The organism is Kitasatospora sp. NPDC127121, assembly GCF_042677305.1.
In the GTDB taxonomy this organism is placed as follows: Bacteria; Actinomycetota; Actinomycetes; order Streptomycetales; family Streptomycetaceae; genus Kitasatospora.
This window is the reverse complement of record NZ_JBHXTQ010000089.1, coordinates 23,575-37,008: the sequence shown is the minus strand read 5'-3', so window position 1 is coordinate 37,008 and position 13,434 is coordinate 23,575. Positions and strand designations below refer to the sequence as shown.

The 13,434-nt window shown below is 69.1% G+C and carries 13 protein-coding genes; 9 read left to right on the top strand and 4 right to left on the bottom strand.

The genetic code is table 11. From position 1 onward, the window contains the following. On the bottom strand, window positions 1–565 hold a 565-nt coding region (locus ACFVHI_RS31765), incomplete at its 3' end, for a DUF6879 family protein (RefSeq protein WP_380345166.1). A gap of 684 nt (window positions 566–1,249) precedes the next feature. Here ACFVHI_RS31765 and ACFVHI_RS31760 point away from each other — a divergent pair. The 5 genes from ACFVHI_RS31760 to ACFVHI_RS31740 all read left to right on the top strand — a co-directional run bounded on the left by ACFVHI_RS31760 (window position 1,250) and on the right by ACFVHI_RS31740 (window position 5,521). Next, a complete protein-coding gene (locus ACFVHI_RS31760; RefSeq protein WP_063348188.1) occupies window positions 1,250–1,477 on the top strand; it encodes a hypothetical protein in 228 nt (75 codons plus the stop codon). Continuing rightward, window positions 1,461–1,976, top strand: a complete 516-nt coding sequence (locus tag ACFVHI_RS31755) for a DUF6879 family protein (RefSeq protein ID WP_063348187.1) — start codon at window positions 1,461–1,463, stop codon at window positions 1,974–1,976. Before ACFVHI_RS31760 ends, ACFVHI_RS31755 begins: the two co-directional genes overlap by 17 nt. Further along, on the top strand, window positions 1,977–2,816 hold the full coding sequence (locus tag ACFVHI_RS31750; RefSeq protein WP_380345163.1) for a helix-turn-helix domain-containing protein: 840 nt from the start codon (window positions 1,977–1,979) through the stop codon (window positions 2,814–2,816). Window positions 2,817–3,065: 249 nt separating this feature from the next. Next, window positions 3,066–4,196 (top strand): methyltransferase domain-containing protein, encoded by a 1,131-nt coding sequence (locus ACFVHI_RS31745; RefSeq protein ID WP_063348185.1) that lies wholly within the window; start codon window positions 3,066–3,068, stop codon window positions 4,194–4,196. Window positions 4,197–4,285: 89 nt separating this feature from the next. After that, window positions 4,286–5,521 carry a cytochrome P450 gene (locus ACFVHI_RS31740; protein WP_380345161.1) on the top strand — a complete coding sequence of 412 codons (1,236 nt, stop codon included), beginning with the start codon at window positions 4,286–4,288 and terminating at the stop codon, window positions 5,519–5,521. 66 nt (window positions 5,522–5,587) lie between these two features. Here ACFVHI_RS31740 and ACFVHI_RS31735 read toward each other — a convergent pair whose 3' ends face one another. Further along, on the bottom strand, window positions 5,588–5,779 hold the full coding sequence (locus ACFVHI_RS31735) for a DUF397 domain-containing protein (protein WP_380345159.1): 192 nt from the start codon (window positions 5,777–5,779) through the stop codon (window positions 5,588–5,590). 2 nt (window positions 5,780–5,781) lie between these two features. Continuing rightward, on the bottom strand, window positions 5,782–6,651 hold the full coding sequence (locus tag ACFVHI_RS31730) for a helix-turn-helix domain-containing protein (protein ID WP_380345157.1): 870 nt from the start codon (window positions 6,649–6,651) through the stop codon (window positions 5,782–5,784). Between the two features lie 164 nt (window positions 6,652–6,815). On the opposite strand from ACFVHI_RS31730, the gene ACFVHI_RS31725 reads away from it, so the two are divergent. Next, entirely contained in the window at window positions 6,816–7,184 is a 369-nt protein-coding gene (locus ACFVHI_RS31725) for an ATP-binding protein (RefSeq protein ID WP_380345155.1), read from the top strand. Further along, entirely contained in the window at window positions 7,181–7,432 is a 252-nt protein-coding gene (locus ACFVHI_RS31720) for a hypothetical protein (protein WP_063348180.1), read from the top strand. Before ACFVHI_RS31725 ends, ACFVHI_RS31720 begins: the two co-directional genes overlap by 4 nt. Window positions 7,433–7,630: 198 nt before the next feature. On the opposite strand, the gene ACFVHI_RS31715 is transcribed toward ACFVHI_RS31720, so the two are convergent. Continuing rightward, entirely contained in the window at window positions 7,631–7,825 is a 195-nt protein-coding gene (locus ACFVHI_RS31715) for a DUF397 domain-containing protein (protein ID WP_063348179.1), read from the bottom strand. Window positions 7,826–8,032: 207 nt separating this feature from the next. Between ACFVHI_RS31715 and ACFVHI_RS31710 the strand changes: the two genes are divergently transcribed. Both ACFVHI_RS31710 and fxsT read left to right on the top strand, forming a co-directional pair. Beyond that, complete coding sequence (locus ACFVHI_RS31710) at window positions 8,033–9,412, top strand: TIR-like protein FxsC (RefSeq protein WP_380345153.1); 1,380 nt, start codon at window positions 8,033–8,035, stop codon at window positions 9,410–9,412. An 83-nt stretch (window positions 9,413–9,495) separates the two neighbouring features. Further along, the gene (gene fxsT / locus ACFVHI_RS31705; RefSeq protein ID WP_380345168.1) at window positions 9,496–13,416 is read left to right on the top strand and encodes an FxSxx-COOH system tetratricopeptide repeat protein; all 3,921 of its coding nucleotides are present in this window, start codon (window positions 9,496–9,498) and stop codon (window positions 13,414–13,416) included. The last annotated feature ends 18 nt before the right edge of the window (window positions 13,417–13,434 follow it).

The window sequence follows — 13,434 nt, the reverse complement described above, 5'->3', positions numbered from 1 at the left end:
CCAGGACACCTGGGACGCGGGCCGACGGATGGGGTGTTGCGCAAGAAGCTGGTGGGGCCGACTTCAGGTATTCGGAAAACGGCACGGAGTGAGCCAGGGCGATTCTTTTCCACTCGCGGTGGCGGCGCATGTCGCCGCTGACCAGCTCCCGGTTGATCTGGGTGCCGTCAGGTTGGAAGTTCAGGTGGACTGCCGAGGTGTCATCGAACAGCCACCAGTCCTGGTCGGGGATACCGAAGTTCCCTTCAGTGGTGTCCAGGATCCGGATGTCTTCTCCGGCGGCGATGTTGCCAGGGATACCCCAGGCGAACTGGTACCGCTGGTAGTCCGTGAGGGGGTGGCGCACCACCCGGACGCGGCCGATCTTCCGTCCCGAGGAAACGAAGCCGTGCACCCTCCGGTGCCATGCCGCGTTGTGATCGATCGGCTTCGGCTCGCCGCGCAGGAAGCGGGCGAGGCTCTCTGCTTCCCTGGGCATGGTGTAGGCGGGCTGCGCCTCGAACCGGAACGCTTCGTGCTGGTAGCTGTCGAAGTGGGCGCGCCACTGGTCACCATCCAAGAGCACGGATGGCCTCCTTCAGAACGTGTCGGGGAATCTCGACGGCGGACTCCCGATGGGTGCCTTCAGGGCCGTGAAGTGGTCGCTCTGGACCGCGAACGTCCCGCGATCGGTGGAGTACACGGTTGGGCAGTCGTCATCGTCGCAGCGTGGGCCGTTGAACTTGCTGGCAGGAGACAGTAGCTGCGGGGGCTCAGCCATGCTGACCTCGCTATGCCTCCCAACTCGTCAACGACGCTAGGGCTGCCTTCGATGCCTGTCCATGCAGTATCAGGCATATTCCGGGTCTGGGATAAGGGCCTTGCCTGGGGCCTTCGCTCTGAGGAGCTGCCGGAACATACCGGGAGTCGTCAGCGAGGACATGGTCGAACGTGTCGGCAGTGCGGCAGCATGGTGAGGCCTGCCGCTCAGGATGCGGGTCAGCGGGTGCGGTGCCGCGTAAGAAGTCGGTGGAGTCGACTCCTTGTGCAACCCCCGCAGCAGGTTCGGTGGCGACGGAGCTGTTCGTCGCGATCGCCCGGGAAGCCGACGGGGTCGACTTCCCGGGCGATCGAAACGTGGTGGGTGGCTCCAAGGCAAGATCATTAGTCGAACACGGGAATATCGCCGAGTCGGCATGGACACTCCCGCAAGGTGTCCCTAGCTTCGTATCTGCAAGGTCCAGCAGGGTTCGGCGGGTGGGAGGTTGGCATGGCAGGGAAACCGGTGCTTACGCGGCTGACGGGCAACGGCAACGGCAGCGGCAGCGGCTCGGGGGAGTGCGGCGGGGATGACTGCCCGAACGTGTACGCCACCGACCGTGGCTCGTTCGTGGTTCAGGGCGACCTGTTCGACGGCTTCACCGCGCCCGAAGGCGAGGGCCTGGTGGAGATTCCCGAGCACATTCTCAGGGAGGCCGTCCGTGCTCTTGGATGGTAAGGACTGGCGGGACTACTTCGACGCCATGGCGAGCGATGCCTGGCGGCTGGAGACCCGTTCCGTCTACACCATGCCGCAGGAAGAGGACGCCATCCGGCGCTTCCTGGCGGGTGGACCGGTCACTGCGGAGGACACCGCGGCCTGGACCAGGCGCGTGAGGGGCTTCCGTGAGAGCGGTCGGACCGTCGGCCGCGTCCACGCGATCACCCGACCCCTGACGGACTATCTCCGCTTCGAGTTCGCGCACTACGCCCACAACGTCGCGGCCGGCGAGGACATCCGGATTCTCGACCTGACCGGCCGCGAGAATCCGGGCCTACCGGATCAGGATTTTTGGATGTTCGACGAGTCCAGGGTGGTCCTGATGAACTACCGCCCGGACGGGACGCAGATCAGCCGCGAGGTGTTCGATGGCGACCCGAGCCGATTCGTCGAGTGGAAGCGCTTGGCCGTATCCGAGTCCGTTCCTTTCTCGGAGTACGTGAGAGCAAGCGGCTGAGTGTCTCTGGATCCGGAACGGCTCGGACAGTCCAAGTCCGAGCTGGGGAAGAAGCTGCGAGAGCTGCGCAAGCGAGCCGGCCTTACGGGGGCCCGGCTCGCTGTGCGTTGTGCCATGACACAGAGCACGATCAGCAAGATTGAGACGGGGAAGAAGATGCCGACCCTTGTAGAGGTCGAGCGAATTCTTTTCGCGCTTGGCGTACCGTCGGAGATAGCCGAGGAAATCTCATCGCTCGCGCGGGTTGCTCATACGCAGTGGCAGGAGGTCCGGGCGTCCTGGAGGGTCGGGCTGGAGAAGCGGCAGGCGGAGCTCGCAGCGCTGGAGCAGGACGCCTCCGTCCTGCGGTATTTCCTTCCGGCGATGGTGACGGGGTTGCTGGCGACGCCCGAGTACGTCAGGGCCAGTCTTGCCTACTCGCCCGGCGATATCGGCAAAGCGGTGGCTCGGAAGTTGGAGCGGCAGGCGGTCCTCTATGACACGTCCAAGTCGTTCACGTTCCTTCTGACTGAGCAGGCCGTCAAGTGGGCGGTGGTCGGTCCGATGGCCATGTCGGTTCAGATCGAGCGTCTGGCCGCACTTTCCCGCCTGCCCAATATCCGAATCGGCGTGATTCCGTTCGGGGTTGTCCTGCCGCAGGGCCCGATGAACACTTTCACGATTTACGATGAGCGGTTGGCCACGGTGGAGGTATTTACTGGGCGCATAGTTTTCCGGGACCCCAGGGACATCTCCGAGCATATTGAAGTTTTTTCCCGCTATGAGATGAATGCGTTGTTCGGGGATTGCGCAAGGCGGCAGCTCTACGAGTGGTCTGCGATATTCCGTGGAGATCTTTAGTCGATCACTGGAATATTGTTGAAATTCTCGCAGGAATCCCCCTAGCGTGTTCTCGCCCGTCGATGTCGCTGGATGCCACTGTGGCCACCGGCACCGACTGACCGGTCTGACGGGCGGGAAGGAGCGCAGACATGGGGGAGCACGGAGACGGCAAGGGCGGCGAGGTCGGGGACAAGAAGCAGTCCCCGAAGGAGTCGGACGGCCAGTGGACCAAGCCCGTCACTCCGCCGAAGAAGTGAGCTTCAACTGATGGAGGAATTCGCACAGTTGATGGCCGGGCTGGGCGAGGAGTGGCGGGGCGCGTTCGAGCGTGCCCCGCGCTCTGCCTTCGTGCCGGAGAAGGTGTGGGCCCCGGACGGCGGCGCTCCGACCGGCTACCGGCGGATCAGCCGTGGCGACGACCCGGACGGCTGGTGGGCGCTGGTCGACGCCGACGCTGTGGTCGTCACGCAGGTGGACGACGGGATCGGTGGCGGGCCCGGCACCGCGACGTCGTCGGCCTCCATGCCGTCCCTGGTGGCGGACATGCTTCGTCACCTGGAGGTGAGCGACGGGCATGCCGTGCTCGACGTCGGTACCGGAACCGGTTGGACAAGTGCCCTGCTGTGCGCCCGACTCGGTGACGAGCAGGTGACCACTGTCGAGGTGGATCCGGTTCTGGCGGCAGAGGCGGCGCTGAGGTTGGGGGCCGCTGGATTCGCGCCGAACCGTGTGGTGGGCGATGGGTTGGCCGGGTGGCCCCACGCCGCTCCCTATGACCGCATCCACTCGACCGCAGCCGTCCGCAGGGTGCCCTGGGCATGGATCGAGCAGACCCGCCCCGGCGGTGTCATCGTCACCCCGTGGGGCACCTCCTACGCCAATGCCGGGCTCCTGCGCCTGGTGGTCGGCGAGAGGGGCCAGGCGTCGCACGGCCGGTTCGTCGGCAACGTCAGCTTCATGTGGATGCGAGCCCAGCGCCCGCATGCCGTGACCGGCCCGCTGTCTGATGCGCCGGACCACTACCGGCAGGGCCCTTCCGCAATGGACCCGGAGTTGGCGTTGGAGGACGTGCACGCAGCCTTCGCCATCGGCCTGCGAGTGCCCGGTGTCCGGTACGAACACGTCTGGGACGAGGCCGACCCCAGCGGCACCTTTCGCATGCAACTGTCCGACGGTGCCGGATCGTGGGCCTCGGTTCGCTACGCCAGGTGGAACGGCGAGGACGCTGTTCAGCAATGCGGGCCCCGCCGGCTGTGGGACGAGATCGTGGGCGCCCGCCGGTGGTGGTGGGGGGAGGAGGGGAGGCCGGACCTGGGCCGGTTCGGCGTGACCGTCGGTGTAGACGGTGCACAGTCCGTCTGGCTGGATGATCCTGGTAACACCGTCGCGGTCCGTTGACGACCGCTCCGTGCCGCTCTAGAACGGAGCACAGGCCCCGGACACGGACTGCCGGGGGCGCCCCCCGAGAGATCCTGAGGAGCAATGCCATGGCTCCAGACGACAACGGCTGCCCGGTGCTGGACATGACCGGCCGGGCCCTGCACCAGCAGAACGCGGAGCTCCGCGCCGCCGGGCCCGCCGTGCGGGTCGAACTCCCCGGCGGCATCGTCGCCTGGTCCGTGACCCGTAGCTCGGTGATCCGCGCCCTGACCGGCGATCCGCGGGTCTCCCGCGACCCGCGCAAGCACTGGCCCGGCCTGGCCGCGGTGCCTGAGGGGTGGCCGATGGGCCCGATCGCGTTCCAGCAGAACTTCTTCAACCGCTACGGCGACGAACACCGCTCGGCACGGCGACGGATGGCGCCCTCGTTCTCGCCCCGCCGGGTGTCCGCGCTGCGGCCCGGGATCGAGGCGACGACCGCCGCCCTGGTCGGCGCGTTCCGCGACCTCGCCCCCGGCGAGGCCGTGGACATCCGCCGGGCCCTCTCGCTCCCGCTCACCATGACGGTGATCTGCGACCTCTTCGGCGTACCCGCCGACATGCGGCCGCAGATCGGCCGGTCGATGGACACCCTGCTGACGACGACGGCGACGACCGAGCAGATGACGGTCGCGCGGGCGGAGATCAACGTGGTGCTGGTCGAACTGCTGGAGCTCAAACGGCGCGACCCCGGCCCCGACCTCGCCAGCGACGTGGCCGCCGTCAGCACCGGCGGCGACACGGGCCGCGCCGAGGAGGAGTCCCGCGACGAGCTCTTCCTGATGCTCGGCGCCGGGTACGAGACCGCCGTCAACCTCATCACCAGCGCCGTCCAGGCGCTCCTCACCCACCCCCGCTACCTGGCCCAGGTCCGCGAGGGCACCCTCGCGTGGGAGGACGTCATCGAGGAGACCCTGCGCCACGAGAGCCCGGTGATGCACATCCCGCTCCGCTACCCGCTGGAGGACATCGACCTCGGCGACGGCGTGGTCATCCGCCAGGGCGAGCCGATCCTGCTCGGATTCGGCGCGGCCGGCCGGGACCCGGAGGTCCACCCGGACCGGCCGGACGACTTCGACCCGACCCGCCCCGACAAGGAGCACCTGTCCTTCGGCTACGGCCCACACTTCTGCCTCGGCGCACCCCTGGCCCGGCTGGAGGCCGAAGTGGCCCTGGAAGGCCTCTTCGGCGCCTACCCCGGCAGCGCCCTGGACCCGGCCAGCCCGACGCCGGCCCGCCTGGAGTCCGTGATCATAAGCGGCCCGGCCGAGCTCTGGATCGTCCCGATGCCTACCACAGTGTGACGGCGGTACCTGGGGGAAGGGCGGCTCCCGCGAGTTCGCGGGACCCGCCCTTCGGCGCTGTGTGGGTCAGGCGGTGAAGTGGTCGAACTCGCCGGCCTTGGCGCCGAGGAGCCAGGCGTTGAGCTTGGCGCGGGTGGTGGTGACGATGTGGGCGGGGTCGTCGGACTCGCGGATGTAGACGAGGTCGCCGGCGGATGCAATTTCGACGCAGTTGGTCTCGTAACTGAAACTGGACTTCTGCCAGATGAGCCGTTCCATGCCTACCTTCCCTGTACTGCGTAACGAATGTGCTGGAGCAAACCCCATGAGTCGCGATAGGCGGGGGAGGGTCCGGGCGCAGAGGCGCTCAGGGGTGGGAGCGCCGCGCCTCTGAGGCGTTCGAACTTCCGCCGGTATGACGATACTGCTTCAGGATCGCCCAGGAACGGGACGCCGTGTGGCTGCTCCATCAAGACGGTGTCCAGCTTCGGGTGCTGACCGTGTAGCAGCATGAACGGGATGTCGGTCGAGGCGAAGACTGTGCAGCCGAACGGCAGGATCTGGATGGTCACATGGGGTAGCTTGCCGACATCGATCAGGTAGTTCAGCTGGTCGCGCATGACGGTTGGACCGCCGTACATCGCGTGTAGCGCGGCCTCGTGGATCACGGCATGGAAGGGTGTTCCGCTCTCGACGCTCAGGATCTCCTGGCGGGCGCGGCGAAACTCGACCTTCTTCTCGGCGTATTCGAGGATGATCTCGCTGTAGGCCTTGGTCTGGAGCAGCCCTGGGATCAGAAGAGTCTCGTAGCTTTCCAAGCGGGTCGCATCGGCCTCGTACTCGGCGAGATCGAGTGCTGAGGGGTGAACGTAGCCACGGTAGTCGGTCCACCAGCCCTTGCCGTTGCTCTGGCCTATGACGAGAAGAGCAGCGCGGTACTCGGGATCGTTGGCGTGGCAGGCGTCGAGCCAGATGTGCAGGCGGTCGAGGTTGAGACTCAGCCTCCCGGCCTCGGTGTGGCTGACGGCTGGCCCCTTCATGCCCATCAGTGCGCCGATCTCCGGTGCCGACACGCCTGCGGTGTCGCGTAGACGGCGCAGTTCCTCACCGAAGCGGCGCTGTCGTTCACTGATCTCGGTCCTGAGTCCCACGGGCATGCCTCCTTGCGCGCTCACGCTACTCGCAGTGCGGGGGAAATTACAGTTAGTGTTGCATCGTTGGACCTTGTCCCCTTACAGTCCAACCACAACCGCGCATCAGACGGGTCGTCAGTTGCGTCTGTGCGTAGCCCCTCTGCACCGCTGGGAGATTCCCCATGTGTGACCCCAACCTCAACTCCCCCTCCCTCACCGTCTCTCGCGAGGCGTTGCGCGACACCATGGCGCGCGCCGGGTACCCCGACTCCTCCATCGGGGACGCCGAACTCGCGCTCGTGGAGCTGGTGGTGAACGCCTGGCGGCACGGGTTGACCGCCGCGCCCGTCGTCCTGGTCGCCGTCGTCCACGGGACGCTCCGCGTCACCGTCGCGGACCGCAGTCCCGTGCTGCCCGAGCAGCGGAAGCCCGACCCGTTCGCCCAGTCCGGGCGGGGGTTGATGCTGGTGGAGGGGCTCATGCACCGCTGGGGTGCGGAGCCGCAGAAGCTCGGCAAGCGCGTCTGGTTCGAGCTGGACGGCGCCGCGTGATCGCCCACCACCCGATCCACCCCGCCGACCCGGCCCTGCGGCAGCTCACCGGCCGGCAGATCACCGAACTGATCGTCGATCTCCGCACGGAGGGACGCGAGTTCGGCCTCCTCTGGCCGTCCGCTCGGCCCGGCGAGACCAATCTGAACGGCAGCGCCCTGGTCTCCATCGGCAACATCCCGGCCAGCACCTTGATCAACCTGCTGGCTCTGCTGCGCGAGTTCAAGCGCCGGCGGGGCCGGGCGTGACGGGCATGCTGGTCCTGATCCTGCTGGCCGCCGCCGTCGGCGGTGTCTGTCAGGCCCGGTCCGAGCGGCTTCGGGATCGACGGGATCGGACATAGGTGCCATGCATGGCACGCGGGCCCGCCTTCCCCAGGCGGGCCCGCGCCATTTCGGGTGCCACGGCGGCTCCTGCTGACTCGCGAGGCCGCCAGTCCGTGCGGGTCAGGCGATGAAGTGGTCGAACTCGCCGGCCTTGGCGCCGAGGAGCCAGGCGTTGAGCTTGGTGCGGGTGGTGGTGACGATGTGGCCGGGATTGTCGGACTCGCGGAGGTAGACGAAGTCGCCCTCGGAGGCGATCTCGATGCAGTCCGCCTGGTCACCGCTGAAGCTCGGCTTCTGCCAGTTGAGGTGGTCCATGGCTACCTTCCCTGTACTCCGTGTCGGGCGCGCTGGAGCAGGCCCCGGGAGCCACGATAAGCGGGCGCACAGCCGTGTCGTTTCGGTCATGTCAATTCGTGCGACTCGTTGTGCTATTCCCTTGGGTCCTCAGTCGTTCCTACACTGAGACCCCGCCGCACGGGGGCTGCGGGAACCAGGTTGCCGACGGGCCCGGGGGAGGCGCGTGTGAACGACCGTGGCTGGGACGAGGATGATGCCCGGCCGTACTTCTTCCTCTCCTACGCGCACACCCCGAAGGCCGGCACGCGCGGCGCCGGTGATCCGAACCACTGGGTCCGCCAGCTGTACCGGGACCTGTGCGAGGCGGTGCTGCAGCTGACCACGGTCCCGGCCGGGGTGCCGGTCGGTTTCATGGACGAGTCCATGCACCAGGGGGAGTTGTGGGCGGAGCGGCTGTCGGAGGAGCTGGCGACGTGCCGGGTGTTCGTGCCGCTGTACTCGCCCCGGTACTTCAACAGCGTCCCGTGCGGGCAGGAGTGGCACGCCTTCACCCGCCGCCCGGTGTACCCGGCGACGATCGACGCGGAGCGCACCAGCGGCATCGTGCCGGTGCTGTGGGCGCCGATGAGCCGCTACCGGCTGCCCAAGGTCGCCAGTGAACTCCAGTTCAACCACGCCAGTTTCGGGCCGGACTACGCCACCGAGGGCCTGTACGCGCTGATGAAGCTCACCTACTTCCGCTCCGCCTACGAGCTGGCCGTGCACCGGCTGGCGGCGCGGATCGTGCAGGTGGCGGAGGAGACGGTGATCCCGGTCGGGCGGCGGCTGGACTTCAACGGGCTGCCCAGCGCCTTCAACGTGAGCGCGCCGACCAAGCAGCTGCGGATCTCCGTACTCTCCTACCACCAGGGCGAGTTGCCGCCCGACCGCAATCCCGACTTCTATGGCACCCGGCGCACCGACTGGCACCCCTATCGCCCGGCCGGCTCGCCGATCGCCCAGCACGCGGTGCGGCTGGCCCGGCAGTTGGGGTTCCAGCCGACCGTGCACGAGTTCGACGACGAGGTCGAGTCGATCATCGAGGGGGAGGCGGCCGCCCCCGGCCTGCTCCTGCTCGACCGGTGGGCGCTGCGCGATCCGGACCGCCGGGAGCTCGTCCGCCGCTTCGACCGCTCGGACGCCACCTGGGTGAGCGTCCTGGAGCCGTGGAACACCGAGGACCCCGAGTGCGAGGAACGCGGCGGCGACCTCGGCGAGTTGAGCGACCAGGCGTTGCGCATCACCCGGCGGGCGAGCCGCCCCAGCTTCCTCGGCGTGAGCGGCCCGACCGGGCTGAACACCCTGGAGGACTTCGACGACGCGCTGCCCCGGGCCGCCATGAAGGCCAAGTACGCCTTCGAGGGCCGCACCAGGGCCGAGCCGGAGGATCCGCCGCCGCCCCGCCCGAACCTGCGGGACGCGTTCCGGCGCGGCCCGGGCGCGGCCCCGTTCGGCGGGGACGCCCCCTTCGGGCAGGACGGCTCCGGACCCGACGACCACCCAGACCGTGACGACGGCGATGACCCCGATGACGGGATGGCGCCCTTGGGAGGACGACCCAGATGAGCGAGAACCCCACCAGGAACTTCCGCGTCGGGGGCCTCACCGTGGCCGAACTGGCCGCCCAGCGGGAGGCCGAACGACGGTCCGTGGAGCAGGACCGCAACGGCCGGATCATCACCTTCTACTCCTACAAGGGCGGCACCGGGCGCACCATGGCGCTCGCCAACACCGCCTGGATCCTGGCCGCCAACGGCTACCGGGTGCTCACCGTGGACTGGGACCTGGAGGCGCCGGGCCTGGCCAAGTTCTTCCACCCCTTCCTCGACCCGGCCTCGCTGGCCGGCACGACCGGGATGATGGACCTGATCGCCGAGTACCGCGAGGAGGCCCTGCGCCCGGTCGAGCACGCCGAGGGCTGGCACCTGGACTTCGCCAGGGTGCACCCGCACGCGCTGTCGCTGTCCTGGCCGCTGTTCCCGACCGGTGGCAGCCTGGACTTCCTGTCCGCCGGCCAGTTCAACCGGGACTACTCCGAGGCCGTCACCCACCTGGACTGGGACATCTTCTACGACCGCTTCGACGGCGGGCAGTTCTTCGACGCCCTCAAGGCCGACATGAGCAAGCGGTACGACTACGTGCTCATCGACTCGCGCACCGGCCTGTCCGACATCGCCGAGATCTGCACCGTCCAGATGCCCGACGACCTGGTGGTCTGCTTCACCCTGAGCGACCAGTCCATCGACGGCGCCTCCCGGATCGCCCAGCACATCCACGACCGCTACCGCGAGCGCGGCATCCGCATCCTGCCCGTCCCGATGCGCATCGACGAGGGCGAGAAGGAGAAGGCCGACGCCGGCCGCTCCCTCGCCCGGGTCCGCTTCGACGGGCTGCCGGCCGGCCTCAACGGCGAGGAACTCGCCGCCTACTGGGGCTCGGTGGAGATCCCGTACCGGCCGTTCTACGCCTACGAGGAGATCCTCGCCACCTTCGGCGACCAGACCGGCACCCCCACGTCGATGCTCGCCGCCTGCGAGCGCCTCACCGCGATGATCACCCAGCGCAAGGTCACCTCCCTGCCGGTGATGGACGAGGAACTGCGACTGCGCTACGTGGACGCGTTCACCCGCCGCCGCCCGTCCGTCCCCGCCGACCTCTACCTCTCCTACGTCCCCGAGGATCGGATGTGGGCGGACTGGATCGAGTCCGTGCTCACCCGGGCCGGCTTCCGGGTGCTGCCCCGCGACCTCAGCGCCGGCACCGATCCGCGCGAGGAGACCGAACGCGGCATCGACGCCGCCTACCGGACCGTCGCCGTGCTCTCGCCCGCCTACCAGCGCTCCCCGCAGGCCCGGGCGCTGTGGGAGTCCGTGGTCAACTCCGACCCCGCCGGCACCCGGCGCCAGCTCGTCCCCGTCCGCGTCGGCGACGTCAGGCTCACCGCGCCCTTCAGCAACCGCAACCCCGTCGACCTCGTCGGCCGCGACGAGGCGCAGTCCGTCCAGACCCTGCTGCGCGCCCTCGGCCGCGGCGACGTCGCCCTGACCGAGCCCAACGGCAGCGGACCGCGCTTCCCCGGCAGCAAGCCGACCGTGTGGGACGTGCCGCCGCGCAACCCCTCCTTCACCGGCCGCGCCGCCGTCCTGGAGCAGCTGCGCAACCAGCTGCGCGGCGGCATGGCGGCCGTCCTGCCCACCCCCCAGACGCTGTACGGGCTCGGCGGCGTCGGCAAGACCCAGGTCGCGCTGGAGTACGCACACCGGTTCATGTCCGACTACGACCTGGTCTGGTGGATCGACGCCGAGCAGACCGAACTCGTCGCACCCGCCCTCGCCGACCTCGCCCGCCGGCTCGGCCTGCGCGTCGGCGACTCCGTCACCGAAGCCGCCGAGGCCGCCCGGGAGGCGCTGCGCCGCGGCGTGCCCACCTCGCGCTGGCTGCTGATCTTCGACAACGCCGACGAACCGGCCGAGATCCGCCGCTTCTTCCCCGGCGGCTCCGGCCACATCCTGGTCACCTCCCGCAACCAGGCCTGGACCGGGCACGCCGAGGCGCTGGAGGTGGACGTCTTCACCCGCGGAGAGAGCGTCGAACACCTGTGCCGGCGCGCCCGCGGCCTCTCCCGCCCGGACGCCGACCGGGTCGCCGAGGCGGTCGGCGACCTGCCGCTCGCCGTCGAGGTCGCGGCCGCCTGGCTGGACACCACCGGTACCCCGGTGGAGACCTACGTCGCCCAACTGCACGCCGAGGCGGCCCGCGCACTGGCCGTCGCCCGCCCCGCCGACTACCCGACCCCGGTCGGCGCCACCTGGAACGTCTCCATCGGCCGGCTGCGCCAGCAATCCCCGGCCGCCGTCCGGCTCCTCCAGCTCTGCGCGTTCTTCGCGCCCGAGCCGATCTCGATGAACCTCTTCTACAGCGACCAGATGATCCGGGCGCTGGTGAAGTACGACGCCGACCTCAGCGACAAGTTCATGCTGGGCAAGGTGATCCAGGCGATCGGCCGGTACGCGCTGGCCAAGGTCGACGCCGGCAGCAACAGCTTCCAGGTGCACCGACTCGTCCAGGCGGTGATCCGGGCCGAGATGACCGACGACGAGCAGGAGATCGCCGTCCACGAGGTGCATCGCATCCTCACCGGCGCCCGGCCCGTCCTCGGCGACACCGACGACCCCGCCAACTGGCCCGCCTTCGACGAGATCTGGCCGCACCTGTCGCCCTCCAAGGCGCACAACTGCGACGAGGCGGACACCCGCCAACTGCTCATCGACCGCGTCCGCTACCTCTGGAAGCGCGGCGAACTCGACCGCGCCCGCGACCTCGGCCACGCCCTCGACACCGAGTGGACCAACAAGCTCGGCGAGAACGACCGGCAGACCCTGCTGCTGCGCTTCCAACTCGCCAACGTGCTGCGCTCCCAGGGCAACTACGCCGAAGCCCTGGCCCTGGACGAGGACACCCTGGAACGCCAGCGGGCCCTGCTCGGCGAGCACCACCCGTACACCCTGATGACGGCCGGCTCCCTCGGCGCCGACCGCCGGGCACTCGGCCGGTTCCAGGCCGCCCTCGACCTCGACCGCGAAATCCTCGACCAGTTCCGCGAGTTGTTCGGCGACGACAACCCGCGCACGCTCTCCATGGCCAACAACCTGGCCATCGACTACCGGCTCGTCGGCAACAGCGAGGCCGCCCGCGAACTCGACCAGGAAACCCTCGACCGGCGCACCGCCGTCCTCGGCCCCCGGCACCCCTACACCCTCTCCACCAAGTCCAACCTCGCCCGCGACCTGCGCGAACTCGGCGACTACCGCGGCTCGGTGGACCTGCTCCAGGAAGTCACCTCCGACCTCGGCGACGTCCTCGACCCCGACCTGCCGGAGAACCTGCGCAACGCCAAGTCCCTGGCCGTCTCGCTGCGCCGCATCGGCGCGCTCGCCGAAGCCCGCCGGATCACCAAGGAGACCTACGAGCGCTACCTGGAGCGCTACGGCGCCGACGCCCCCGACGCGCTCGCCTGCGCGCTCAACCTGGCCGCCGACCACAGCGCCTCCGGCGACAAGGAGGCCGCCCGCGACCTCTGCTCCACCGTCTTCGAAGGCCACCGCCGCCTGTTCGGCGACGAACACCCCTTCACCCTGGCCTGCGCCAACAACCTCGGCATCTACCTGCGCGGCAGCGGCGACATCCAGGGCGCCATCGAACGCGGCCGGCTCACCGTCGAAGGGCTGACCGACTCCGTCGGGCCGGACCACCCGTACACCCTCAACGCGGTGATCAACCTGGCCAACGCCTACGGCGACGACGGCCAGATCGGCCTCGCCGAGGAACTCGGCCGGGCCGCCTACCAGGGCCTGTGCGAGCGCTACACGCCCCGGCACCCGGACGCCGTCGCCTGCGAGGCCAACCTGTCGATCACCCTGCGCTCGGCCGGCCGGCACACCCAGGCCGCCGAACTGCGGGCCCGTGCGATCGGCGAGCTGATCCGGCAGTTCGGCGAGGAGCACCCCAACACGGTGGCGGCGCGCGGCTGGAAGCGGATCAACCGGGACCTGGAGCCGCAGCCGGTGTAAGCGGCGGTGCAGGCGCCG

What these genes read in the sequence shown, in the direction of transcription:
- ACFVHI_RS31760 (WP_063348188.1), top strand. Translation starts at nt 1,250, where the DNA reads ATGGCAGGGAAACCGGTGCTTACGCGGCTGACGGGCAACGGCAACGGC.
- ACFVHI_RS31745 (WP_063348185.1), top strand. Translation starts at nt 3,066, where the DNA reads ATGGAGGAATTCGCACAGTTGATGGCCGGGCTGGGCGAGGAGTGGCGG.
- ACFVHI_RS31740 (WP_380345161.1), top strand. Translation starts at nt 4,286, where the DNA reads ATGGCTCCAGACGACAACGGCTGCCCGGTGCTGGACATGACCGGCCGG.
- ACFVHI_RS31735 (WP_380345159.1), bottom strand. Translation starts at nt 5,779, where the DNA reads ATGGAACGGCTCATCTGGCAGAAGTCCAGTTTCAGTTACGAGACCAAC.
- ACFVHI_RS31725 (WP_380345155.1), top strand. Translation starts at nt 6,816, where the DNA reads ATGTGTGACCCCAACCTCAACTCCCCCTCCCTCACCGTCTCTCGCGAG.
- ACFVHI_RS31715 (WP_063348179.1), bottom strand. Translation starts at nt 7,825, where the DNA reads ATGGACCACCTCAACTGGCAGAAGCCGAGCTTCAGCGGTGACCAGGCG.